This is a genomic window from Pseudomonadota bacterium, from assembly GCA_034660915.1.
GTDB lineage: Bacteria > Desulfobacterota > Anaeroferrophillalia > Anaeroferrophillales > Anaeroferrophillaceae > DQWO01.
In genome coordinates this window covers 1-22,235 of the sequence record JAYEKE010000165.1, presented here as the reverse complement: position 1 = coordinate 22,235, position 22,235 = coordinate 1, and the positions used below count along the sequence as shown (strand labels likewise).

General features: G+C 49.2%; 25 protein-coding genes. 14 read left to right on the top strand and 11 right to left on the bottom strand.

The features are described 5' to 3' along the window. From U9P07_09760 to U9P07_09745, 4 genes are all read right to left on the bottom strand, one after another. Window positions 1-546 (bottom strand): lipopolysaccharide kinase InaA family protein (locus U9P07_09760; protein ID MEA2109690.1); only part of this gene is annotated, 546 nt, incomplete at its 3' end. Window positions 547-586: 40 nt separating this feature from the next. Further along, window positions 587-1,216 (bottom strand): HAD family hydrolase, encoded by a 630-nt coding sequence (locus U9P07_09755; GenBank protein ID MEA2109689.1) that lies wholly within the window; start codon window positions 1,214-1,216, stop codon window positions 587-589. Further along, window positions 1,206-1,487 (bottom strand): hypothetical protein, encoded by a 282-nt coding sequence (locus tag U9P07_09750; GenBank protein ID MEA2109688.1) that lies wholly within the window; start codon window positions 1,485-1,487, stop codon window positions 1,206-1,208. The genes U9P07_09755 and U9P07_09750 overlap by 11 nt, the downstream gene beginning before the upstream one ends. A 7-nt stretch (window positions 1,488-1,494) precedes the next feature. Next, entirely contained in the window at window positions 1,495-1,698 is a 204-nt protein-coding gene (locus tag U9P07_09745) for a hypothetical protein (protein ID MEA2109687.1), read from the bottom strand. A 30-nt stretch (window positions 1,699-1,728) separates the two neighbouring features. On the opposite strand from U9P07_09745, the gene U9P07_09740 reads away from it, so the two are divergent. Beyond that, window positions 1,729-1,851 (top strand): hypothetical protein, encoded by a 123-nt coding sequence (locus U9P07_09740; GenBank protein MEA2109686.1) that lies wholly within the window; start codon window positions 1,729-1,731, stop codon window positions 1,849-1,851. A 218-nt stretch (window positions 1,852-2,069) separates the two neighbouring features. Here U9P07_09740 and U9P07_09735 read toward each other — a convergent pair whose 3' ends face one another. Both U9P07_09735 and U9P07_09730 read right to left on the bottom strand, forming a co-directional pair. Continuing rightward, window positions 2,070-4,637: a helicase C-terminal domain-containing protein gene (locus tag U9P07_09735; GenBank protein ID MEA2109685.1), complete on the bottom strand. Its 2,568-nt coding sequence runs from the start codon at window positions 4,635-4,637 to the stop codon at window positions 2,070-2,072. Then, the gene (locus U9P07_09730) at window positions 4,630-4,911 is read right to left on the bottom strand and encodes an acylphosphatase (protein ID MEA2109684.1); all 282 of its coding nucleotides are present in this window, start codon (window positions 4,909-4,911) and stop codon (window positions 4,630-4,632) included. Before U9P07_09730 ends, U9P07_09735 begins: the two co-directional genes overlap by 8 nt. A 117-nt stretch (window positions 4,912-5,028) precedes the next feature. On the opposite strand from U9P07_09730, the gene U9P07_09725 reads away from it, so the two are divergent. Beyond that, window positions 5,029-5,151, top strand: coding sequence for a hypothetical protein (locus U9P07_09725; GenBank protein MEA2109683.1), 123 nt, complete (start codon window positions 5,029-5,031; stop codon window positions 5,149-5,151). Between the two features lie 39 nt (window positions 5,152-5,190). Here the strand turns inward: U9P07_09725 and U9P07_09720 are convergent, their stop codons facing one another. Together U9P07_09720 and U9P07_09715 are read right to left on the bottom strand one after the other, a co-directional pair. Then, window positions 5,191-5,850 (bottom strand): 2,3-diphosphoglycerate-dependent phosphoglycerate mutase, encoded by a 660-nt coding sequence (locus U9P07_09720; protein ID MEA2109682.1) that lies wholly within the window; start codon window positions 5,848-5,850, stop codon window positions 5,191-5,193. A gap of 6 nt (window positions 5,851-5,856) precedes the next feature. Then, on the bottom strand, window positions 5,857-6,357 hold the full coding sequence (locus U9P07_09715; protein ID MEA2109681.1) for a phosphate-starvation-inducible PsiE family protein: 501 nt from the start codon (window positions 6,355-6,357) through the stop codon (window positions 5,857-5,859). 130 nt (window positions 6,358-6,487) lie between these two features. Between U9P07_09715 and U9P07_09710 the strand changes: the two genes are divergently transcribed. The 6 genes from U9P07_09710 to U9P07_09685 all read left to right on the top strand — a co-directional run bounded on the left by U9P07_09710 (window position 6,488) and on the right by U9P07_09685 (window position 12,827). Next, window positions 6,488-7,966, top strand: coding sequence for an NFACT RNA binding domain-containing protein (locus U9P07_09710; protein ID MEA2109680.1), 1,479 nt, complete (start codon window positions 6,488-6,490; stop codon window positions 7,964-7,966). Between the two features lie 473 nt (window positions 7,967-8,439). Beyond that, the gene (locus U9P07_09705) at window positions 8,440-9,129 is read left to right on the top strand and encodes an ABC transporter ATP-binding protein (protein MEA2109679.1); all 690 of its coding nucleotides are present in this window, start codon (window positions 8,440-8,442) and stop codon (window positions 9,127-9,129) included. Then, window positions 9,122-10,366: an FtsX-like permease family protein gene (locus tag U9P07_09700; protein MEA2109678.1), complete on the top strand. Its 1,245-nt coding sequence runs from the start codon at window positions 9,122-9,124 to the stop codon at window positions 10,364-10,366. The genes U9P07_09705 and U9P07_09700 overlap by 8 nt, the downstream gene beginning before the upstream one ends. Window positions 10,367-10,383: 17 nt before the next feature. Then, window positions 10,384-10,785 carry a NifB/NifX family molybdenum-iron cluster-binding protein gene (locus U9P07_09695; GenBank protein MEA2109677.1) on the top strand — a complete coding sequence of 134 codons (402 nt, stop codon included), beginning with the start codon at window positions 10,384-10,386 and terminating at the stop codon, window positions 10,783-10,785. Continuing rightward, window positions 10,754-11,515: an outer membrane lipoprotein-sorting protein gene (locus tag U9P07_09690; GenBank protein MEA2109676.1), complete on the top strand. Its 762-nt coding sequence runs from the start codon at window positions 10,754-10,756 to the stop codon at window positions 11,513-11,515. Before U9P07_09695 ends, U9P07_09690 begins: the two co-directional genes overlap by 32 nt. Next, complete coding sequence (locus tag U9P07_09685) at window positions 11,466-12,827, top strand: hypothetical protein (GenBank protein MEA2109675.1); 1,362 nt, start codon at window positions 11,466-11,468, stop codon at window positions 12,825-12,827. Before U9P07_09690 ends, U9P07_09685 begins: the two co-directional genes overlap by 50 nt. Window positions 12,828-12,958: 131 nt before the next feature. On the opposite strand, the gene U9P07_09680 is transcribed toward U9P07_09685, so the two are convergent. From U9P07_09680 to U9P07_09670, 3 genes are all read right to left on the bottom strand, one after another. Next, window positions 12,959-13,672, bottom strand: coding sequence for a FadR/GntR family transcriptional regulator (locus U9P07_09680; protein ID MEA2109674.1), 714 nt, complete (start codon window positions 13,670-13,672; stop codon window positions 12,959-12,961). Window positions 13,673-13,784: 112 nt separating this feature from the next. Next, window positions 13,785-14,144, bottom strand: a complete 360-nt coding sequence (locus tag U9P07_09675) for a hypothetical protein (GenBank protein ID MEA2109673.1) — start codon at window positions 14,142-14,144, stop codon at window positions 13,785-13,787. A gap of 102 nt (window positions 14,145-14,246) precedes the next feature. Further along, the gene (locus U9P07_09670) at window positions 14,247-15,671 is read right to left on the bottom strand and encodes a sigma 54-interacting transcriptional regulator (protein MEA2109672.1); all 1,425 of its coding nucleotides are present in this window, start codon (window positions 15,669-15,671) and stop codon (window positions 14,247-14,249) included. 427 nt (window positions 15,672-16,098) lie between these two features. Here U9P07_09670 and U9P07_09665 point away from each other — a divergent pair, with 427 nt between their 5' ends. From U9P07_09665 to U9P07_09640, 6 genes are all read left to right on the top strand, one after another. After that, window positions 16,099-16,875, top strand: a complete 777-nt coding sequence (locus U9P07_09665) for a 3-hydroxybutyrate dehydrogenase (protein MEA2109671.1) — start codon at window positions 16,099-16,101, stop codon at window positions 16,873-16,875. A gap of 64 nt (window positions 16,876-16,939) precedes the next feature. Continuing rightward, entirely contained in the window at window positions 16,940-18,100 is a 1,161-nt protein-coding gene (dctP, locus tag U9P07_09660) for a TRAP transporter substrate-binding protein DctP (GenBank protein ID MEA2109670.1), read from the top strand. A 101-nt stretch (window positions 18,101-18,201) separates the two neighbouring features. Beyond that, window positions 18,202-18,717 carry a TRAP transporter small permease subunit gene (locus U9P07_09655; protein MEA2109669.1) on the top strand — a complete coding sequence of 172 codons (516 nt, stop codon included), beginning with the start codon at window positions 18,202-18,204 and terminating at the stop codon, window positions 18,715-18,717. Continuing rightward, window positions 18,714-20,054, top strand: a complete 1,341-nt coding sequence (locus U9P07_09650; GenBank protein MEA2109668.1) for a TRAP transporter large permease subunit — start codon at window positions 18,714-18,716, stop codon at window positions 20,052-20,054. The genes U9P07_09655 and U9P07_09650 overlap by 4 nt, the downstream gene beginning before the upstream one ends. 36 nt (window positions 20,055-20,090) lie before the next feature. Beyond that, complete coding sequence (locus U9P07_09645; GenBank protein MEA2109667.1) at window positions 20,091-21,728, top strand: AMP-binding protein; 1,638 nt, start codon at window positions 20,091-20,093, stop codon at window positions 21,726-21,728. Beyond that, on the top strand, window positions 21,725-22,235 hold a 511-nt coding region (locus tag U9P07_09640), incomplete at its 3' end, for a lactate racemase domain-containing protein (GenBank protein ID MEA2109666.1). The genes U9P07_09645 and U9P07_09640, both read left to right, overlap by 4 nt.

Below are 22,235 nucleotides of genomic sequence, written 5' to 3'. Positions count from 1 at the left end.
ATAGACACGATCACTGCTGTCCACCAACACATTTCCCGGATGCAGATCAACATGATGGAGATTATTTTCAATCAGCAAGGCTACCTGGCTTACAACTTTTTCCATTATCGTTCGCGCCCGCCCTTCGTCCACACAACTAAGCTCTGCTAGTGTTTGCTGCTCTTTAATCTCCTTTAAGACCAGCCAGGCTCGGTAAAATAACTTTCCCTGCCAGGCATAGGCAACCGGTTCCGGAACATTGACCCCTGAGTCAGCCATCGTCTGCAAGATTTCATATTCAATCTGGGAACGAGTTTTACCCCATTTTACATAGGTGGAATTTACCAGATGCCGCAGGAACCCGCCACGTTGATAATATTTGATGACAACTGAACCTACCCCCTTAAGATAGGTTTTCATTACAGCTCCCCTGCCACCCATGGCCGAATCAGGAACAGTCGTTGGAACATTAAAAAATTGGATGAATTGATCGAGATGCTGCCCGGTCAGTTCAGCTGCTGAACCAAAATGATATGAATCATGGACGCGCTCGATTACCACTTCCATAGACAACCTATTTCAGTTTTCATCCGGAAACCACCGTTTCCTAATCCAGCAAATCTTCAAGTACATCCAACGATTCGACTGCCGGCGCGTCAGCCGGCTGATAGCCAAAACCGATAAAGGGAATCCCGGCAGCCCGGCTGGCCTGATAATCCAGATCAGAATCACCGATATATAACGCGGCCTGCGGCTCAACCTGAAACAACTCCAGGGCCCGGTGCAGCATATCAGGATGAGGTTTGGGACGTGGCACATCACCGGCGGTTACCAGGTGCTGAAAGTATGGCTGCAGCTGAAAATGCAGACTGATCAAAGCCATGGAATCGGTACGATTGGTGGCAATCCCTAGACGATAACCTTCTTTTAGACGGCCAAGGATCGCATGCAGCCCCGGCTGTGGTTCCATCAGGGGAATGAATTGCCGGTAATCGACGGTCCTGGCATAGGTCAGCACCTCTTCATAACGCTGCCCCCGACCGAAAAAATGTTCAAAAACCTGGTGGCTTGAATAGGTGTGCAGAACTTTCAGCCGTTTTGAATCATCGGCGGCAACCACCGGCCTGCCGAAAAACTTGAAGATGTGGTTGTAAAAAGCCAAATTGGCGGCTTCACTGGCAAACAATACTCCGTCACAATCAAAAATAATCACCCGGGGCGCAGCTTTAACCATCATTTTTCACTCCGGGACAAGAACTTCTCATCCAGCCGCCCGCCAATTGACCGCCAACTGCCATGGCGATGAAAATCGGAATAAAAGCATAGCCCAAGCCCAAGCTCAAGCGCAGCAAGATAATCAGGGGTATGGACAGGTGAACATAAAAAAACCAGGCAGGCGAAAACTTTCGCACCCCGGCCCGCAGATATCCCAAGGGCATATTGACCCCAAAAGCTACCAGGGCCACCAGAAAAATTCCCTGCCAAAGCGGTAAATGCCAAACATGCATAATTCTATCATTTCCTCTTTTGTTGATTCAGTTTTTCATAAGCCTCGATCTGCTCGGCGAAGCTGAGTTTTCTGATTCGGCAGCCACGGCCGTCAGCACACTCTCCCCGACATATCCGGCAGCGGTCATCACCACACCACTGGCAGAAACGGCAGTCAGCACAAGGGTGCTTCTGCTTTTTCGCTGTTGTCATATCCAGATTATCAACCATGCTGAAAAAAATTCACAGGGATGTTCCGGCATGGCTCTCGCTCATTCTCGCCGGCCGTCCATGGCCGGCTTCCGAGGCGTCCGCCGCGAATCACATCGTGTGATTCGTTCGGCGGCCAATACCGCTATGAGCCAAGCCCGAACATCCCTGTAATCTCCCTGGCTATGCAAGTCAAAAAGTTGAGTTATTCCTAAATTAAGCGATTAGCTTTTAGCAGTTAGCTGTTGGTTTAATGATTACAGGATGTTTTGTTATTACAAACTTTCACCAATTGGGTGTTATTCCTCACTAACGTAACGTCTTGCGTTTTCAAAGCTAAACGCTAATGGCTAACCGCTAATCGCTCAACTTAGGTTCTTATATCCGTATTATCAGCCATGCTGAAAAAAATCCCGGGCCAGCTCGACAATTTTCTCTCGTGGCTGATATTCCAAAGCCTGCATGGGCAGTGATTCCCTGAGCTTCTGACCATAATTTTTGGTAACAATCCGGTCATCGGCAATCACCACCAGCCCCCGGTCGTTCTGGCTGCGGATCAGACGGCCAACTCCCTGTTTTAAGCGAATAGCTGCCTGGGGCAGGGCATAATCCCGAAAAGGATCGCCACCATTGGCAGAAATAAATTCAGAGCGAGCCTGAACCACCGGTTCAGTAGGCACCTTGAACGGCAGACGGACAATCACCAGGGTTTCCAGCGCCCGGCCCTTGACGTCCACCCCTTCCCAGAAACTGGCCGTAGCCAGCAACACCGCCGCCGGATTATTCTTAAAATCATGGAGCAGTTTATGGCGCTGGCCTTCACCCTGCTGAAAAAGCAGAAATCCCTGGCCGGCCAGGAGCTCACGGCAGCGCGTAGTTACCTGGTTCATCATCGCATAGGAAGTAAAGAGAACCATGGTGCGGCCGCCAACCGCTTTAATCAGTTCTGCCAGAAAGATGCCCAGTTGATCCCGATAATCTTTCTGGTCGGGCATCGGCAAATCCCGGGGAACCAACAGCCGGCAGTTTTTCCGATAATCAAAGGGGCTGTCAAGCAGCAGGATTTCAACCGGGCTGGCCGCCGGCAATCTCGAAAGGCCTGATCTTTCCAGAAAATAAGCAAAATCACGACCAACCGCCAGGGTGGCCGAGGTCATAACCACCGTTTCCAGGCGGGTATAAAACTTTTCAACCAGCACCGCCCCCACATCCAGAGGCGCCATGATCACCTTGAGATTCAACCGTCGTCCACGACTGATTTCAACCCAGTAAATGATACCGGGATCCCTTTCCTCGGCCAGGAAAAAACGGCTGAACACCCCCACATACTGCCGCAGTCGATTGCCGATCCCCCGCAATTCCGCCAGCAGAAAATCAAAACTTTCCACCGGCAGCAGGCCATCCCGAATGCCTTCCTCTATTCCTTTATCCAGGTTTGACAAAGCGCTGAACAAGGGCGCGAAAAATTCTCTCAGCTCCCGGGCCAGGGGGATAATCTCACTTTTCCAATACTCTGAGCCACGGTCACTTTCCGTTATCCGTCTTTTATACGTACCCGGTTTGTCCCGCGTTGTTTCCGCTTCCAGGCCCAGAAAGGCCGCCTGCCAGCGACTGAAAAAATCTCCCATTTCCCCGGCAATAAAACCCACCGCCGGCAGGATATCCGCGTCCAGACCGGCCAGCAGATTTTCCAGAGATTCATACTGATTCTTATGAACAATTTTCTGCAGTCGCTGATAGATCCGGGCCAGGACGCCGGAGTTGGTCCGTTTACGATGGGCCAAGCGCCCCAGCACCCGGGTCAGACCAAGACGGGAGGCATTTTCACCCATATAGCCAGTGGCCACATCCTCCAGGTGATGGGATTCATCAAGAATTACCGCCTCATACTTGGGCAGCAGGCCAAAACCCGCCGGCAGGCCAAGATCGGCAAATAAAAGATGGTGATTGACAATCAACAGCTGGGCGGTAGCCGCCCGGCGTCGGGCCCGGTAAAAAAAACAGTTTTCATAATGGGAGCATTTGGCCCCGAGACAGATATCCGCCTCGCTGTTGCACAACTCCCAGACATCATGTGGCGGCATAATCGGCAGATCGGCCAGGCTGCCGTCACTGGTGATTTCAGACCAGGCAACGATCTCACCAAGGAAATCACGCTCCTGCTTCTCCAAACCCGGAAGCAAGGTTGAATCAGCTCCCAACTCGTCAATTTTACGCCGGCAGAGATAATTTCCCCGCCCCTTGACCAGCGCCGCCTTCACCGGGATATCCAGATGATCGGTAAGCAGTGGCAGGTCTTTCTGCAGCAGCTGTTCCTGGAGATTGATGGTATTAGTGGAAATCACCACCCGTTTTTCATTGGCCAGGCTCCAGAGCGCAGCTGGAATCAGGTAGCCAAGACTTTTTCCCACCCCGGTCCCCGCTTCAATCACCACTATCCCGCCTTGATTGAAAGCCCCGTTCACCGCCATAGCCATCTTCTCCTGGGCCAGGCGATATTCATAAGACGGCATCCGCTCCGCCAGACAGCCGCCGGGCAGAAAAAAATTCCTCACTTGATCAGGATCGACCAGTTCCGGCTTTGCGGTTCCCAGGGGTTCAACCACCGCGTAAACTTCGGTAACCTGGTTGTTGATAATCAGACTGCCGACCCCCTGTGATCCCAGTTCAGAAGCCAGCATAATATCCGCTGCGGATGGAGTCAGCTTCCCGGATGGATGATTATGAATCACCAGGTCACCGGCCTTGACCACGTTCATCAACGCCGCCGTCATCTGCCGGTTGCCACGGCTTAAGACCGATGCTTTAACCACCAGCCGCTGCCGGTCTTCCCAATGGCCATGAAAAAGCACTTCGTTGCCGTTGCCGGAGTTGATCTGCCGGCGAATAAATTCGATCACCGGCAGGGAAAAATACTGTTGCGGATGGGATGGCGGCAGGCTGGTTTTAATTTCAGGCATAGGCAATATTGAAACCGTCAAACTCGCCCTGAAACTCCTGCCAGTCATACGACAGGTCCATCACCCGGGCCATGGTCGGACCGCGGCGGCACCAGGCAAGTAATTCTTGCAGCCGTTCTTCTTCACCTTCGGCAACAATCCCGACACTGCCATCAGAATTATTCCACACTGAACCAGCAAGTGACAGCTTTTCGGCCTCTTCCCGGGTCCGGGCCCGGAACCAGACCCCCTGAACCTTACCAGACACTCTGATTGTTAATCGTTTTCGCATCATGAAAAAAAATGGGGACAGACCCCGTTTTTCCATTCTCTTCTGTCGCGTAAAAAGTTATGACTCAACTTTCTGAGTTGCTCTGAAAACAGCGAAAGAAATCTCCAGTGATGTTCCGGCATGGCTCTCGCTCATTCTCGCCGGCCGTCCATGGCCGGCTTCCGAGGCGTCCGCCGCGAATCACTTCGTGTGATTCGTTCGGCGGCCAATACCGCTATGAGCCAAGCCCGAACATCCTGCTAATATGTCCCTGGCAACGCAAGTCAGAAAGTTGAGTTATGATCAATGCAGAAGAACGGGGTCTGTCCCCATTATTCCCATTTTTTCCCAGCTGAGAATTTTTTTGTCCATCACCTGCCGCCAGGCGTCAAAATGGTAAACAATAGGTTCCGCAGTCGGGATTTCCAGGGTTCCAATAGCCGCGGCATCAATTTCGTCCAGGTGCATCATCAAAACCCGCAGCACGTTGCCATGGGCTACCAGCAGTACATTCTTCCCGGCGGCCAGATCCCCGGCGACGGTCCGGCAATAAGCTCCCCAGACCCGAGCCGCGGCCTGTTTCAAACTCTCGCCTCCCGGCGGGGCGATCTCATAGCCACGATGCCATAATCGGTAAATCTCAGGGCCATATTTTTCCCTGACCGCGTCCTTTTTCAGCCCTTCCAGCTCACCATAGCTTCTTTCATTGAAATCTTTCAAGCGGATGACCGGGATGACCGGTACCGGCATCCCCATGGTCCGCACCATGGTTTCCAGGGTAACAACCGCCCGAGTCAGGAAAGAACAATAGGCCACATCAAAGGTATATTTATCCAGCAGAGCACCTGCCTGTTTAGCTTCCAAAACCCCTTTTTCAGTCAATGGCACATCGACGGAACCGGTAAAACGATTCTCCAGGTTCCACAATGACTGGCCATGACGAACCATCACCAGAACAGACATAAGTTCTTACTCCTGTTTCTCATCATCAGGCGGCAAGCTGCAGCGTTTTTCCAGAATATATCCCCGATTATAAATATAATGAACAATGATCATGACCAAAATAGTTCCCACACTGATTCCCATTTCCATGGCGTAAGCATGATGATCATAGCTGCCGATGGACATTTCAGCTTCAACAATCAAAATCCGCCGTATACTGGAAATAATACACACATAAATAAAAGGATTCAGGGTAAAAGGCTCTTTTTTCAGTACCGCTAACACCGGCCAGAGGATTTCCATAACAATAAGAACCAGCAAAACCATATTCACTGCTTTCAACAGGGAATGAATATCAAAGCTTTTAAAACTCATGACGGCATAAACCATGATAGACAAAGCGATGAATACCAGAATCAGGGCCACCAGCATATGCACAAGCTTATCAAGGCCAAATAGCCATTGCACGGGTCGGTGCAACAAATCACGACCGGATTTTTCCCCGGCATTAAAGCTTTTTTTCATCATTACCTCCTGATTCTCTCTTACAACCAGTTTCCAGTAATTTATATCATTTTGGTATATTTTACAAAGCTTTTTCTCCCTGAAAGGCCGACATTGCTTTGACATCCTAAACTTTTTATTCTACTACTGTTTCATGGATATGACTACCATTGATCTGTTGCTGCCAGGCTTACAGAAAGTGTTGCCGGGATCATTCATCCGCAAGGTTCACCAGATGACCGGCTGGCACCTGCTGTTCAAACTTGGCGGTCGCCATGGATCCCACAACCTGCTCTGCTCCCTGGCCCCCATAGATCCAGGATTACATATCAGTACGGGACGGTTTTTCAACCCGCCCCGTCCTTTACGTTTCTGCGCTTTTCTCCGTCACCACCTTCAGGGGGCTATGATCCAGTCGATAGAGAAAATCCCCAATGATCGCATTATCATCATCCGCTCAGCCAGAGCTTCAGGCGATCCCCTGGCCCTGATTATCGAACTGACCGGAAAGCGCGGCAATCTGATCTTCGCCCGGGGGGAATCACTGACCATTGAAGAATTGCTGCTGCCCCACCACCCGGCAGCAGCCAATCGCCTGCGCCAGGGAGAAAATTATACTCCCCCACCCCTGCCGCCAGAACTTAACAAATCTGCTGAGACCGGTAAAAAATCCTTCCTGGAAGCGGCTATCAAGGAAACTGACAATACGAATCCTCTTTTTTACCATCAGCTTTACGACCGCTGGTTCCTGCCTCGCTACCGGGAAAAATACGACATCATTACCCGGCAGCAGATTATCAGCCATTTGCGGAAGAAACAAAAACGCCTGAAACGCAAAATCGGAAAGGTTGAACGGGAAGCGGCGGATAAGCAACAGCACCTGAAGCTGGAGCCTTTTGGAGAATTATTAAAAAGCTCGCTGCACCGGATCAAACGTGGAGATCGGGAGGCAAAAGTGATTAATTACTGGTCACCAGACCTGGAAGAAGTCAACATCCCCCTTGATCCGGCGCTCAGCCCGATCCAGAACCTGGAAAAACTTTACAAACGGGTTAAAAAGGCCAAACGCGGCCTGGCAATGATCGAAACCCGCCTGGCCACCAGCCGCGGGGAACTCCATTATCTGGAAGATCTGGCTTACCAGGTTGAACAATCCCGGAACCAGGAAGAACTGAGCGAGTATGCTACCATCCTGGGCATCAGCGCCCGAGAACATGGCCGCCAACCTCATGAACAAGAGGGAAGGGAGAAGAAAACCCACGCCGGCCGTCAGCTTAAAGGAGTGAACACCGAACAACTGGCCAGTGGCGCAACCATCACTATTGGCAAAAGCGCGGCCGGCAACGAGGAAATTTATCGCCATCTCAGCAGCGCCAATGACCTCTGGTTCCATGCTAAAGACATTCCCGGTGCCCATGTGCTGCTGAAAACCCCCAATGACAGACCGGCAACAGAAACTGAAATCAAAGCCGCGGCCAAACTGGCAGCCATCAATTCACGCGGGAAAAATGATACCCGGGTGGAAATAATGTACCTGCCCAGAAAATATTTAAAAAAACCCAAAGGAGGAAGACCGGGGCAGGTCCTTATTCATGGACCGCAGCAAACAATCACCGTCAAATTGACGGCATAAACCGACAGCTTTTCCCTGACTTTCATAACCCTTTTCTTGCGCGGGTTTGACAAGGTAGTGAAACTCCCGGGGGCATTTAGCAAGGGGTTTCGGTAAATACTCTCACAGAGGCACAAACCAGTCACAGAGAACCCCAGTCATTTGCCCTCTGTGACTCCGTGTCTCTGTGAGAAATAATAAAAATTTGTCAATCTATAGACAAAGTCGAATATTTACAAAAAATGACAACTATGATACTCATATTTATTGTAACTCAACTTTCTGAGTTGCTCTAAAAACAGCTAGACTGTGGGGCGCGCTAAAGCAATGTCCCCGATTGTCCGCTGCGAATCACAATGGGGGACAGTTTTAAAACTGTCCCCAACCAGGCGGCCAATACCGCCTGCCTGTCGGCAGACAGGCTATGAGCCAAGCCCGAACATCCTGCTAATATGTCCCTGGCAATGCAAGTCAGAAAGTTGAGGAGAAAGATTATGGCAGTGGTTGAAGCCCGAGGGCTTGAAAAAACCTATCAGGCCGGTGATATTGCAGTCAAGGCCATCCGGGGAGTTGATTTCACCATTGAACCGGCATCTTTTGTCTCATTCATCGGCCCTTCAGGAAGCGGCAAGTCCACTCTGCTCAACATGATCGGCTGCCTTGACCCGCCCACCGGAGGCACGCTTACGGTGATCGGCAAGGACATTGCCGCCTTAAACCGTCAGGAAGCGGCCCGTTTCCGGGGCGAGCATATCGGTTTTGTTTTCCAGGATTTCAACCTGATTCCAGTTCTCACGGTTTTTGAAAATGTGGAGTATCCCCTGGTTATGGTCCAGAACTGGCCGAAGCAGAAACGACGGGAACGGGTTCTGGAGCTCCTTAAGGCTGTGGGGATGAGCGACCAGATAAACAAATATCCGAGCCAGATTTCCGGTGGCCAGAAGCAGCGGGTGGCGGTCGCCCGGGCCCTGGGAACCAATGCCAAACTGGTGCTCGCTGACGAACCCACTGCCAACCTGGACCGGAAAACCGCCAACCGAATTATTGAGTTGATGCAGGAGATGCGGGCTGAGTTTGGCACCACCTTCATCTTTTCCACCCATGACCCCAGGGTGGTGAAAAATGTGGAGACCATTTTCACCCTTGAAGACGGTAGATTGCTGGAGGAGGGAAATCATGGGTAATGTCATCAAGCTGGCCATCCGCAACCTGCAGCGCTATAAACGGCGCACCCTGCTGACCTCCGCGCTGATCACCCTGGGGGTGGTTTCCGTTTTGCTTTTCATCTCCGTATCCGGATCATTCAAGGCAATGATGATCGGCCAGATAACCGATTCCATGCTCGGCCATCTCCAGGTGCATCGTAAAGGCTACCTGGCCTCTGTTGACAGTCTGCCCCTGGATCGCAACCTGCAGGGCAAACACGTTGCCAGGGTAAAGGAGATCCTGGACAGTAATGAGGCAGTGGAGGCTTATTCCCTGCGGATCAGGCTCGGCGCCATGTTCAGTAATTTCACTGAAACAACCAATATTCGCTTAAACGCCGTCAACCCAAAACAGGAGATGGCGACCGTGCCCATGCTTGCTGAGCGCATCATCAAGGGCAAAAAGGAGGGACTCCTGGAAAAAGGTGAAATTCTCGTTCCTGAGCTCATTGCCAGGGGCATGAAGGTCAGCGTCGGCGACACCATTGTCCTGGTGGCCACCAACAAAGATGGCTCAGTGAACGGCCAGCCCTTCGTGGTCCGCGGTATCCTGGAGGGGATTTCCGGCCCCGGCGGCCGGGACGGGGTAATTCATTTGAGCGATGCCAGAACGCTCTTGCGTATTGAGGATAATGAGATCAGTGAGATCGCCATTCGCCTGCGGAATATGGACTCGATGGCCCCACTCTTTGCCGGATTGCAGGAACAACTGGGATCCATTAAAAACAAAGCGGACAAACCGGTATTCGAGGTTCATACCTGGGAAAAACTGTCACCTTTTTTCAATATCGCCCGCATGATTGACCTGATGACTTTGTTTATCAGGATCATGCTGGTGGCCATCGTCCTGGTGAGCATCATGAACGTGATGATAATGGCGGTCTATGAACGCATCAATGAAATCGGCACCATTGCCGCCATCGGCACCGTGCCTGGCAAGATCCTCTCGCTTTTTGTGGTTGAGGGTTTCCTGCTGGGGATATTCGGTGCCTTAATCGGCGTGGTCATCAGTCTGGCGACTATTGCCGGGATGAACGCGGCCCAAATCAGTTTTGATTTCGGCCGCCAGAAGGGATTGCTGCTGGCTCCGAGTATTGCCGCCAGTGATGTGTTTACCGTGGCCGCCATCGTTATTGGCATCGCGGTGCTGGCCAGCCTGCAGCCGGCCTGGAAAGCGGCCAGGATGGATCCCATAACCGCATTACGACACGTTTAACTTTTATGGAAAAACCCATGAACATCAAAAGCACACACATTTTTATAATCGGTTTCACCCTCGTCCTGTTTTCTGTTTTTGCCCCGAAAACAGAGGCTGAAACCATGAGGATTGCCGTGGCCTCTTCGGCTCAGGCAAAGGATGCGACCATCAGCCGGCAGGCCGGGAGAACCCCTTATTTTTTGTTTTTTGATGGCCGGGGTAATTTTCTCGAAAGCATTGAAAATCCTGTTAGAGATCAGTCCCGCAAAGCCGGACCAGACGCTGCTTTATTCCTCGCTGACCAGGGAGTGACGCTGGTTATCGCCGGAGAATTCGGCAAAAAGATGAAACAAGCATTGGAAGAACATCATATCCACTATATTGAAAAAACAGGAGTTGTTGACCATGTTGTACAGACAATTATCCAAGACCGTTAGCCGAGCCATCCTTTTGGTAATCATTTCGTTTTGTTTCCTCGGCAGCGCCGCCCTGGCCCTGGATGGCAACGAGATCCTGCGACAGGTTGACCGCAATATGCAGCCGCCATCCTACGAAATGTATCGCAAGCTGATCAACATTGAACCCGACGGCAGGAAAAAGGAGTTTGTGCTCTACACCGTTAAGAAGGGACAGGACAGGATGGTGGCTCTCTTCCTCTCCCCGGCCAGCGAAAAGGGTCGTGCCACCTTGCGCCTGGGGGACAATATGTGGCTCTATATTCCCAATGTAGGCAAGCCCATACGCATTACCAGCCTGCAGTCCGTGGTGGGGGGGATCTTTAACAACTCTGACATTCTGCGTCTTGACTATCACGTGGAGTATGACGCTGAAAAGATCACCGACCAGGGAGAAAACTACCTGCTGGAGCTGAAGGCCAAATCCGCTGCGGTAGCCTATGACCGGCTCGAAATGCAGGTCGATAAAAAAACCCTGCTGCCGACCACTATTGAGTGCTACGCCATCAGCGGCATGCTGATCAAAACTCTGCGTTACGCAAAAATAGAGGATTTTGGCGACGGTCTCATAAGGCCCTCGGTACTTGAGACCGACAGTCCCCTTAACAAGGGCTATCGGTCAGTGATGATTTTTGCCAAGGTCCGGAAAAAGGAACTGGCAGATGAGGTTTTTACCCTCAATTATCTGCCCAAGGTTCATGAGCTGCGTTAAGGGACAAAATCTGGTTTTTTTTTGCCTTGCCTTGATTGCCGCCGGACTGCTGTTTTTTTCTCCCTTTCCGGTTCAAGCCGGTGAAGAGTTCAGTTTTAAGGTTGAGGAGTTCGAAAAAAAGAGCTTTGAGTGGGGAGGCTATGCCGAGCTCAAATGGGAACATATGAATCTCAACCAGGGCTCTGCTTTTGAGATGCTGAACCTTGTCGGGAAGTCCAGATCAACCCTGGATCGCTTCAGCGGTACCCTGCAGATTGATGGCAGTTATCTTAACGGCATAACCAGCTTGAACTGGACCATGCAAGCCAGTGGGCAGCAGGATGACAATGATTGGTATGATCGAGCGGATATTTTTGAAGCCTATGCCAGTCTGAAACCAACTCCTCTGTTTACCGCCTCTCTCGGCAAAAAATCATATAAATGGGGCAAAGGTTATGCCTGGAACCCGGCTGGTTTTCTCAACCGACCCAAAGATCTCAATGACCCGGAAGAGGCGCTGGAAGGCTACACTACCTTTGAACTTGACCTGGTAAAAAGCTTTGCCGGAGAGTTGCAGACGCTGGCCCTGACCACCGTGATTCTGCCGGTCTGGGATGAGATCAATGAAGACTTCGGCGAGATCAACAATGTCAACCTGGCGGTCAAGCTCTATCTGCTTTACAAAGATACTGACATCGACCTGATCTGCTACACCGGCAACAGCCGTTCAAGCCGTTACGGGCTTGATTTTGCCAAAAATCTGGCAACCAATTTTGAGGTTCATGGGGAACTGGCCTATATTCCCAACCGGAAGACCGCCGTTCTGCATGAAGATGGGGCAACGATACTCCGGGAAAGATCAGTGCTTTCCGGACTTCTTGGTCTGCGCTATCTGTCCGAAAACGATATTACCAGCATCATTGAATATTATCACAACGACAGCGGCTACCGCACCGGAGAGATGGATCGTTTTTACCAGCTGATTGTCGATGGTGATGAGCAATTTTATTCTTCGGGATCTGCTCTGCTGCTCGACAAAGCCCGGGACGTGAGCCGGAAAGGGTATGGCAAACCGCAATCGGGACGCAATTACCTCTATGGCCGCTTCACTCAGAAGGAACCATTTGACATACTCTACTTCACGCCGGGTCTGATAACCGTCATCAACCTCGATGATCACAGCTTTTCAATAAGTCCGGATATTGTTTATACAGGTTTTACCAACTGGGAGATGCGCCTGCGTTGTACATTCCTTGAAGGCTCTTCTTTTACCGAGTACGGCGAGAAACTTATCCGCAACAAGCTGGAATTGCGTCTGCGTTATTTTTTTTGATGCCAAGCGAGGAATTTTGGCCGTCAGGCGAGAATGGGTATAAACCTGACACGGCCAACCCATGACCAGATGGACCGCAGCAAACAATCACCGTCAAGCTGCTAACAGCATAGACCGACAACTCCTCTTCTTCACTTAAAACGTTTCTTAAACTCGCGAATCACAAATCCCAGATGTTCCTGCATCGCCAGTTCGGCATAAACAGGGTCTTTGCCCTGGATGGTTTCATAAATATTTCGGTGATGTTTTAAAATAAGTTCCTGATCCTCACGGCTGGTATAAAGTTTTTCCCTGGTTGATTGGATAGAAAATTCGATTAAATCATAAATAATGTTTATCAAGTGAGAAAAAATAGTATTATTAACCGCGGTGGCAATAGCCATATGAAAATTCAGATCTTTCTTAAAATCAATAATTCCCTGATTAAAATCTTCTTCCATTTCCTCCAGATATCCTTCGATTTTCCGCAGTTGCCCCGTCGTTCTGTTCAGCGCGGCCTGCCTTGCCGCCCATGATTCCATAAACGCCCTGATTTCAGCAAGTTCAAGGATTTTTTTCTTATCTTTCTTCAACAATATTTGAATGGGATTATCCATTGGCTCAGTAATAATATTTCTGACCAGACTTCGACCTCCAGGAACGGTTTTCAGGAAGCCGGATATTTCCAGATAGCTTAGGGCTTCTCTGAGTGAAGCCCGACTGACATTCAGTGTTTCCGCCAGTTTTCTTTCTGCCGGAATTTTATCACCCACTTCAAGCTGACCACTGGCAATATATTCGAGAATATCATTGGCGATTTTTTTCGGCTTTTTTTCAACTGTAATCGGTTTAAATAATTTATCCATTTACAAACCTTTGCTAAAAAAATTGTAACTATTCAGCTTTAGCCAGCTAGCAGCTTGATTCCGCAGGGGACTGAATTTTTTTCACGAAAACCGGGAGACAGATTAAATTTTTTCATTTTGAGATGGTACTAAAATCAATTAAAGATCGATATTGTTCGGTGAAAATCATTCTGTCCCCGAAAAAGAAAAAATAAAATCTGTCCCCTGCAGGTAAAGACAATCCTGCTGAATAGTTACAAAAAATTAAGCTTATCAATAAATTGTATCTCAACTTTCTGACTTGCATTGCCGGAGATACATCATGGGATGTTCGGGCTTGGCTCATAGCCTGTCTGCCGACAGGCAGGCGGTATTGGCCGCCGAACGAATCACACGATGTGATTCGTTCGGCGGACGCCTCGGAAGCCGGCCTGTCTGCGTGCGGCACGCACAGGCAGGCCATGGACGGCCGGCAAGAATGAGCGAGAGCCATGCCGGAACATCTTTGGAAATGTCTTTCAGCGTTTTTGGAGCAACTCAGAAAGTTAAAATTGTATCATATTATCTACAACTATGTATCAATTAATGGACATCCCTATAAAGATCCGGTCAATTGAAGTTTATGCTTCTTCATTTTCTTATAAAGCAAGGTCCGGTGAATACCCAAAAGTTGTGCTGCCCTGGTTTTGTTGTTATTCGCAGCGCTTAATGCCCGGGATATTGATTCCTTTTCAACCGCCACAATAGCATCCTGGAGAGCAAATGAATCCTCAGCTGAAAACTGCTTCGGCGAAAGATGCAGATGCAGCGGCAAATCTTCAGCGACAATAATATCCTTGGTAATCAAGGATAAAATACGGCTGAGAACATTGGCCATTTCCCGAACATTTCCAGGCCAGTCATAATGCTGCAAATTTTCTATAGCGCCGGAAGCTAATACCACTTTTCCACGACCAAACTCTTCACTCAGTTCAGTCAACAGGTGATTGGCAATAGGCAGTACATCTTCCCGCCGCTCCCGCAGGGAAGGAATAGATATAGGAATGCCGCCGAGGCGGTAATAGAGGTCTTGGCGAAAATAACCACCTGCAACCCGACTTTTCAGATCCTGGTTGGTTGCCGTTACCAGACGGAAATCAGAACTGATGAGCTTGATTCCGCCAACCCGTTCAAACTCTTTTTCCTCCAGAACCCGTAATAATTTCGGCTGCATCTCTTGAGATAATTCACCGATCTCGTCAAGAAAGATCGTCCCCCGGTGGGCCAGTTCAAACTTGCCCGGCTTGCCGGTAACCTGCGCCCCGGTAAACGCTCCTTTCTCATAACCGAAAAGTTCTGCTTCCAGCAGGTCACGGGGAATAGCGGCACAATTTATCCGGATAAAAGGCTGCAGGCGCCGGGAACTGGCATGATGTATAGCCTGAGCAAACATTTCTTTGCCGGTCCCCGATTCACCGGTTATCAGAACCGGCAGACTGGTAGCGGCCGCCTTAAGCGCCGTTTTCTTCAACAACCCCATGGTTCTGCTGCTGCCGACAATACTGTCAAAGGTATAACGGGTTGAACGTAATGAAAGAATTTCCTTTTCATAAAGTTTTACCTTTGATTCCAGCAATGAAAGTTTTTTGGCCAGTTTCGGCACATCACGAACATCCTTAAACATCACCTGGCCAAAAACGGCAATCACTTTTCCATCTTTTTTAATGGGAATCCTCTGCACCACCATATCCTGCCCCAGAATATGATGAGATTGGTTTATTTCCGGAATACCCGTTTGGGCGACAATATGCATCCGGGTATTTTCGATTACATCGGTAATATGTCTGCCAAGCTGCTCTTTGGACTCAATACCTAAAAATCTGCCATAAGGTTCATTAAAATGAATGATGTAACCATTCGCATCGGTAACCACTACCCCGTTATAAATACTGTCTATAATCCGTTGACAAAGATCCAGTTGCTGCAATGATTTATTACTCTCAGTTCCGGATTGCAACTCAGATTGAGTCCCTCTCCTCATCGGCAATCACCCCCTGCAACCAGTGTATAAGATTTGCTACAGATAACTACTATACGGCGTAATGTTGTTTGATGCAAGATAAAATTACCTATCCATGAATTATGATCAATTCCTTCAACTAACGGATTTCTATAATAATATTTTATTAAGGTGATTTTTATTCAATATCATTATCTTATCTGGCCTGACTATTGCTTATCTTCTTTATCCATTGTGATTTGATAAAAACTTTTTTAATCTTTCAATTTTTTTTATTTTAATCCTTGACAAAAAGATATCCAGCTATTATGAAATCCCATATTGGTCCGATGGTCAGACCAGCTCTCAGAGATCTAGCCCAACGGCCTCCCTGAAAAGAGCAAAATGGAAATACAAAAGCTTCAACCATAAAAGTACAACATTCTCATCCAGACCATGAGGTTCAAATATGCTCAGCAAAAAAACAGCAATCATAACTGGTGCCGGCAGTGGCATCGGGAAAGCCATTGCCTTACATCTGGCAGCCAATCAGGCTCAGGTAGTAGCCGCCGATCTTAATGAAGCTACTGCCGGGAGCACGGCTGAAGAAATCATCGAAAAAGGAGGTAAAGCGATTGCCGCGGGTTGTGATGTCGCCGATGAAAACAGCGTCAACGATATGGTGAAAAAAGCCATATCCACCTTCAGTTCAGCTGACATTCTGGTCAATAATGCCGGCCTGCAGTTTATCAGTAAAATAGAAGACTTCCCGCTGGAAAAATGGAATCAACTTATTTCAGTAATGCTGACGGGTGCATTTCTCTGCACCAAGGCATGTGTTCCCTACATGAAAGAAAAGTCCTGGGGGAGAATTACCAATATTTCATCGGCCCACGGCAAGGCTCCATCACCCTGGAAATGCGCTTATGTGGCGGCCAAACATGGGATCTTAGGTTTCACCAAGGTAATGGCTTGTGAACTGGCTGAATGGAATATTACCGCCAACTCCATCTGTCCCGGATACGTCCTGACGCCGCTGGTAAAAAAACAGATTAAAGATCTGGCAATCCAATACAACATCAGTGAAGCAGAGGTACCCGAACAGGTTCTCTTAAAAAACCAGCCCTTGAAAAAGATGGTCAGTACTGAAGATTTATCTGCCATGGCGCTTTATCTTGCAAGTGATAAAGCACAGTGTATTACCGGACAGGCACTCAGTATTGATGGGGGCTGGACTTTCTGCTGACAATCAAAGTTTTATGAAGCCATCGCTTCATAATCATAACAACTACAACCGGAGGAGGAAAAAGATGAAAAAAGGATTATGGTTTTTGGTAGCATGTTTATTCACCCTGTCGCTCTTTATCAGCCCTTCAACTGCCGATGCGGCCAAACGGGAAAAATTCGGCGCCGATGCCCGTCATACAGCGGTAAAACGTCTGAAAGTCAAAACTTCCAGCGAAAAACCCATCCGCTGGAAGATGGTTATGCCCTGGTCCAAAGGCCTGCTGTTTTATGATTATGCCCAGCATTTTGCCGATTCGGTCCGGCTGGCTTCCGGCGGTCGTCTGCAGATCAAATGCTTTTCAGCCGGCGAACTGGTACCGGCAATGCAATCTTTCGATGCCGTCAGTAAAGGTTCCGCCCAATGCGGTCATGACTGGCCCGGCTACTGGAAAGGCAAAAATGAATCATTTGTCGCCTTTGCCTCAGTCCCGATGGGCATTGATGCCGAATTATACAATATCTGGCTTTATGAACGCGGCGGCGCTGAAATGATGAATGAGCTATATGGCCGTTATAATATGGTTGCTTTTCCCGGCGGTAACGGCGGCCAGGAAATGGGCTTTTTCTCCAACAAACGGGCCACCAAGCTGAAAGATTTTGAGGGCATGAAAGTCCGCACCCCGGGCTGGTTCATGGATATCATGAATAATATGGGTGCATCGGTCAGCCCGCTGCCTGGCGGTGAAGTCTACCTGGCCCTGGAACGCGGAGTTATTGATGCCGCTGAATTTTCAGCACCGGCCCTGAATTATCCCATGGGTTTTGATGAAATCACCAAATACGTCATCGAGCCGGGCGTCCATCAACCATCATGCCAGTTTGGCCTCTTTTTCAACAAGGATGCCTGGAACAAACTGCCGGAAGATCTCAAATGGATTGTTAAAATCTGCGCCAAGGAAACCCAACTCTGGAGTTACAGCTGGACCACTAACCTGAACATTAAAGCAATTGAACTCTTCAAGAAAAATGTTGAATTTGTCAAGATGGATAAAGACACCATCATTGCTTTCAAAAAAACCACCAAAGAATACCTGGATACCCTAAAAGCCAAATATCCGGATGTCAAAAAGGTTCTGAATTCCCAGGAAAAACTGATTGCTGATTTCGCTGACTGGCGCGATATCCGTTCCGGTATTGCCCCCTGGCCCTACGAAACTTTTATCAGCGGCAAAACAAATGAATAACCGCTGAGCTGAGAGCTTGATTGCTTCCGGTATGGGCGCTGACTGAAGGCGCCCATGCCGGATGATTTTCATTTAAAAAACACATAATTCTGGTGATTCTTATGGGCAGGACAATAATCAGCTTGATTGATAACATCAATGAGAAAATCGGCCGGACTGGAGCGCTGTTAATTCTGCCGATGATGGGGGTGGTAGTTTACGAGGTCATTATGCGCTACGTTTTCACCGCTCCGACATCATGGGGTTTTGAAACCACCACTTTTATTTATGGTATCCATTATATCTTCGGGTTAAGTTATACCCAGCTGCATGATGGCCATGTTTGCATCGATATTTTCGAATCAAGGTTGCCAAATAAAAAGCGGGCGATACTTGGCATTATTACCAGCCTGCTGATATTCTTCCCGACTTATGTTTGCATGACAATTTTCTCCTGGAGCTATGCCCTTGATTCATGGAAATATATGGAGCATCAATCCACCAGCTGGGCTCCTCCCATCTACCCATTTAAAACCCTGATGGCTATTGGCTTCACCCTCTTGCTGCTCCAGAACTTTTCAAAGCTGCTCAAGGACTGGCAAATTATCACCAATCAACAAGAGGAGGGGAAAATATGAGTCCGGAACTCCTCACCATTTTAATGTTCGGCACCTTAATTCTCCTCATTGCTTCAGGACATCCTTTAGCCTATACCCTGGCTGGAGTCGCCGCCCTTTTTGGCTTGATTGACAATGGGTTTAATGTCCCGGCCCTGTTTGACATGTTTGCCAACAATTCCTGGGGCTTGATGCAAAACTATGTCCTCGTTGCCGTGCCTTTGTTTATCATGATGGCCCAGGTTCTTGACCGTTCGAAAGTCGCCGATAAACTTTTCGAATCACTCTATATTGTCCTGGGCGGCCTGAAAGGCGGCCTTGGTCTGGCGGTAGTCGTGGTCAGCACGGTATTTGCCGCCACCACCGGCATCATCGGTGCTTCTGTAGTGGCCATGGGCCTGCTGGCCGGACCGGCGTTGATGAGGAAAGGCTACCAGAAGGAATTATCTTCGGGAATTATCTGCGCCTCCGGCACCCTGGGAATCCTGATCCCCCCCAGCATTATGCTGGTGGTTTACGGTGGGCTTACCGGTTACAAAGAAACTTCAGTCGGCAACCTTTTTGCCGGTGCTATTTTACCTGGCATATTGCTTTCTTCGCTTTATTTTCTCTATATCATCATCCTATGTCATCTGAAGCCAAAAATCGGGCCGCCAATTCCCGAAAGTGACCGTACCCACACAGCAGCCCAAAAATGGTCGATGACTTTAAAATCCCTGATACCGCCGCTGGGGCTGATTCTTGCCGTCATGGGCACCATCCTCTCTGGAATTGCCACCCCAACCGAGGCTGCCGCCCTGGGTGTCGTTGGTGCCATGATTCTGGCCATGGCCAACAGGCAGCTGAATTGGCGGGTTTTAAAAGAAGCCAGCATTTCCACCTATAAAACGACCGCGATGATCATGATGCTGTTCATCGGCGGCAAATTTTTCAGCACCGTCTTTCTCAGCATGGGCGGGGGGGATGTAGTCGCCAACGTTTTACTTGGCAGCGGTCTGAATCGTTATGTGGTTTTGACCATCATGATGGTTATTGTCTTTTTCATGGGCATGTTCATCGATTGGGCGGCAATCCTTTTGGTCACCGTACCAATTTTTACCCCGATCGCGATGGAACTTGGCTTCAATCCCCTGTGGTTTGCCATGCTCATGTGCGTCAACCTGCAGACCTCATTTTTAACCCCACCTTTCGGCTATGCTCTTTTTTATTTCAAGGGCGTTGCACCATCGGGAATAAGCATAGGACACATTTACCGGGGTATTATACCATTTGTGGCCTTACAACTGCTCGGTCTGGCTCTATTGATCATTTTCCCGGAAATAATTACCTGGTTGCCGTCGGTGGTTTTCAGCCATTAAACGTAAAGGCTTCATGTAGATGAGAGGCATGAATAGATGCTCAATCCCGGAAAGAATTACAAAGAAGTTTATGATTCCTTTCACTGGGAAGTTCCTGAATTTTACAATATCGGGGTGGATATTTGCGATAAATGGGCGAGAGATCCTGACCGGCTGGCCCTGATTTATGAAAACGAAACGGGAAAAGTTGAAAACTATACCTTTAAAATTATCAAGGAATATTCAGATAAACTGGCAAATACTTTTACCGCTCTGGGGCTTGAGATTGATGATCGAGTGGCGATCCTGCTACCCCAGCGGCCGGAAACCGCAATTTCTCATATCGCCGCCTATAAAATCGGCGCCATCGCTATCCCCATATTTACTCTGTTCGGCACTGATGCTCTGAGCTACCGTTTACAGAACAGTGGCGCCAAACTCATCATCACGGATAAAGCAAATCTCGAAAAGATCGATGCCATCTGGCCAGAATTACCCCATCTCGAATATGTAATGGTCACCGATCTAGATAATTCCACTGACAATATTCTTTCTTTTTGGCAGATGATTGAAAAAGCGGCCAGCCACTACCGGCCGGTGCAGACAAAGGCTGATGATCCGGCCTTGATCATTTACACTTCCGGCACCACCGGGCCGCCAAAAGGAGCGCTGCACGCCCATCGGACACTTTTAGGTCATCTCCCCGGGGTCGAATTTCCGCACAATTTTTTCCCCCGGCCAGGAGATCTTTTCTGGACCCCGGCCGACTGGGCCTGGATCGGTGGCCTGATTGACGTCCTTTTCCCCAGCTGGCATCACGGCATCCCGGTTCTGGCCCATCGGGCCAGAAAATTCGACCCGGAACAGGCTTTCCAGCTCATGGCCAAGCACCAGGTACGCAATGTTTTTATGCCACCAACGGCTTTGAAGATGATGCGACAAGTTAAAGAACCACAGGATCGATATGATTTCCATTTGCGCAGCATCGGCAGCGGCGGCGAAACATTAGGAGAAGAACTCCTGAACTGGGGCCGGAAAACTTTTGGCCTGACGATCAATGAATTCTATGGCCAGACGGAATGTAACCTGATCGTCGGCTGCAGCACTGAAATCATGGAGGTAAAACCAGGTTCAATGGGCCGCGCTATCCCCGGCCACCAAGTGGAGATTATCGATGGGGAAGGAGAGCCGGTTTCACCGGGAGTTATTGGTCAGATAGCGGTCAAAAGCCCCGATCCGGTCATGTTCCTACAGTATTGGCAAAATTCGCCGGCAACCCGGGATAAATTCCTTGGTGACTGGTTGCTGACCGGCGACCTGGCAAAAAAGGATGAGGACGGTTATTTCTGGTTTAATGGCCGGGCTGATGATGTTATTACCAGCTCCGGATATCGCATCGGACCAGCGGAAATCGAGGACTGTTTGATGAAGCATCCGGCAGTATCAATGGTGGCGGTAGTGGGAAGCCCGGACAAGGAACGTACCGAAATTGTCAAAGCCTTCATCATTCCAAAAACCGATGTCTCATTAGGTCCTGAAATCGAGAAAGATATCAAAAATTTTGTCAAAGTTCGATTGGCAGCCCATGAGTATCCCCGAAAAATTGAGTTCGTCACCGAGCTGCCCATGACTACTACCGGTAAAATCAAACGACGGGAATTAAAACAACTAGAAATCAAGAGGAGCCGGCAATGAAAGTTAATCTCAGTTATGACGTCAACGGCCTCCAGGTGGAACTGCCGGAAACTTCCGGATTTCAGGGTATCTGGCGACCCAGCGAACCCCCTGTAATTGAAGATCCACCGGCCGCAATCACCAAGGCGCTAGAAACCCCTCTGAAAAGCAGGCCTTTAAACGAGCTGGCACAGGGACGACAATCCGTCTGCATCGTTATCAGCGACATCACCCGACCGGTACCCAACAAAATCATCCTCCCTCCCCTGCTGAAAACCCTGGAACAGGCCGGCATCAAAAAAGAGGACATTACCATTCTGATTGCCACCGGCATTCATCGACCTAATGAGGGCGATGAGCTCATCGCCCTGGTGGGGAAGGAAATTGCCGCCGAATACCGAATTATCAATCATTTTTCCAAGCAGGCAGATGATATGATCCTGGTGGGAAAAATAAACGGTGAGGTCCCGGCGTTGATTAACCGCCATTATGTGGCCGCTGATCTGAAAATTCTCACCGGTTTCATTG

What these genes read in the sequence shown, in the direction of transcription:
- dctP (MEA2109670.1), top strand. Translation starts at nt 16,940, where the DNA reads ATGAAAAAAGGATTATGGTTTTTGGTAGCATGTTTATTCACCCTGTCG.
- U9P07_09675 (MEA2109673.1), bottom strand. Translation starts at nt 14,144, where the DNA reads ATGGCTCTCGCTCATTCTTGCCGGCCGTCCATGGCCTGCCTGTGCGTG.
- U9P07_09720 (MEA2109682.1), bottom strand. Translation starts at nt 5,850, where the DNA reads ATGTCTGTTCTGGTGATGGTTCGTCATGGCCAGTCATTGTGGAACCTG.
- U9P07_09710 (MEA2109680.1), top strand. Translation starts at nt 6,488, where the DNA reads ATGGATATGACTACCATTGATCTGTTGCTGCCAGGCTTACAGAAAGTG.
- U9P07_09740 (MEA2109686.1), top strand. Translation starts at nt 1,729, where the DNA reads ATGGCTCTCGCTCATTCTCGCCGGCCGTCCATGGCCGGCTTCCGAGGC.
- U9P07_09715 (MEA2109681.1), bottom strand. Translation starts at nt 6,357, where the DNA reads ATGATGAAAAAAAGCTTTAATGCCGGGGAAAAATCCGGTCGTGATTTG.
- U9P07_09680 (MEA2109674.1), bottom strand. Translation starts at nt 13,672, where the DNA reads ATGGATAAATTATTTAAACCGATTACAGTTGAAAAAAAGCCGAAAAAA.
- U9P07_09755 (MEA2109689.1), bottom strand. Translation starts at nt 1,216, where the DNA reads ATGATGGTTAAAGCTGCGCCCCGGGTGATTATTTTTGATTGTGACGGA.
- U9P07_09695 (MEA2109677.1), top strand. Translation starts at nt 10,384, where the DNA reads ATGAACATCAAAAGCACACACATTTTTATAATCGGTTTCACCCTCGTC.
- U9P07_09645 (MEA2109667.1), top strand. Translation starts at nt 20,091, where the DNA reads ATGCTCAATCCCGGAAAGAATTACAAAGAAGTTTATGATTCCTTTCAC.
- U9P07_09655 (MEA2109669.1), top strand. Translation starts at nt 18,202, where the DNA reads ATGGGCAGGACAATAATCAGCTTGATTGATAACATCAATGAGAAAATC.
- U9P07_09650 (MEA2109668.1), top strand. Translation starts at nt 18,714, where the DNA reads ATGAGTCCGGAACTCCTCACCATTTTAATGTTCGGCACCTTAATTCTC.
- U9P07_09700 (MEA2109678.1), top strand. Translation starts at nt 9,122, where the DNA reads ATGGGTAATGTCATCAAGCTGGCCATCCGCAACCTGCAGCGCTATAAA.
- U9P07_09665 (MEA2109671.1), top strand. Translation starts at nt 16,099, where the DNA reads ATGCTCAGCAAAAAAACAGCAATCATAACTGGTGCCGGCAGTGGCATC.
- U9P07_09730 (MEA2109684.1), bottom strand. Translation starts at nt 4,911, where the DNA reads ATGATGCGAAAACGATTAACAATCAGAGTGTCTGGTAAGGTTCAGGGG.
- U9P07_09690 (MEA2109676.1), top strand. Translation starts at nt 10,754, where the DNA reads ATGTTGTACAGACAATTATCCAAGACCGTTAGCCGAGCCATCCTTTTG.
- U9P07_09705 (MEA2109679.1), top strand. Translation starts at nt 8,440, where the DNA reads ATGGCAGTGGTTGAAGCCCGAGGGCTTGAAAAAACCTATCAGGCCGGT.
- U9P07_09735 (MEA2109685.1), bottom strand. Translation starts at nt 4,637, where the DNA reads ATGCCTGAAATTAAAACCAGCCTGCCGCCATCCCATCCGCAACAGTAT.
- U9P07_09670 (MEA2109672.1), bottom strand. Translation starts at nt 15,671, where the DNA reads ATGAGGAGAGGGACTCAATCTGAGTTGCAATCCGGAACTGAGAGTAAT.
- U9P07_09745 (MEA2109687.1), bottom strand. Translation starts at nt 1,698, where the DNA reads ATGGTTGATAATCTGGATATGACAACAGCGAAAAAGCAGAAGCACCCT.
- U9P07_09750 (MEA2109688.1), bottom strand. Translation starts at nt 1,487, where the DNA reads ATGCATGTTTGGCATTTACCGCTTTGGCAGGGAATTTTTCTGGTGGCC.
- U9P07_09725 (MEA2109683.1), top strand. Translation starts at nt 5,029, where the DNA reads ATGGCTCTCGCTCATTCTCGCCGGCCGTCCATGGCCGGCTTCCGAGGC.
- U9P07_09685 (MEA2109675.1), top strand. Translation starts at nt 11,466, where the DNA reads ATGAGGTTTTTACCCTCAATTATCTGCCCAAGGTTCATGAGCTGCGTT.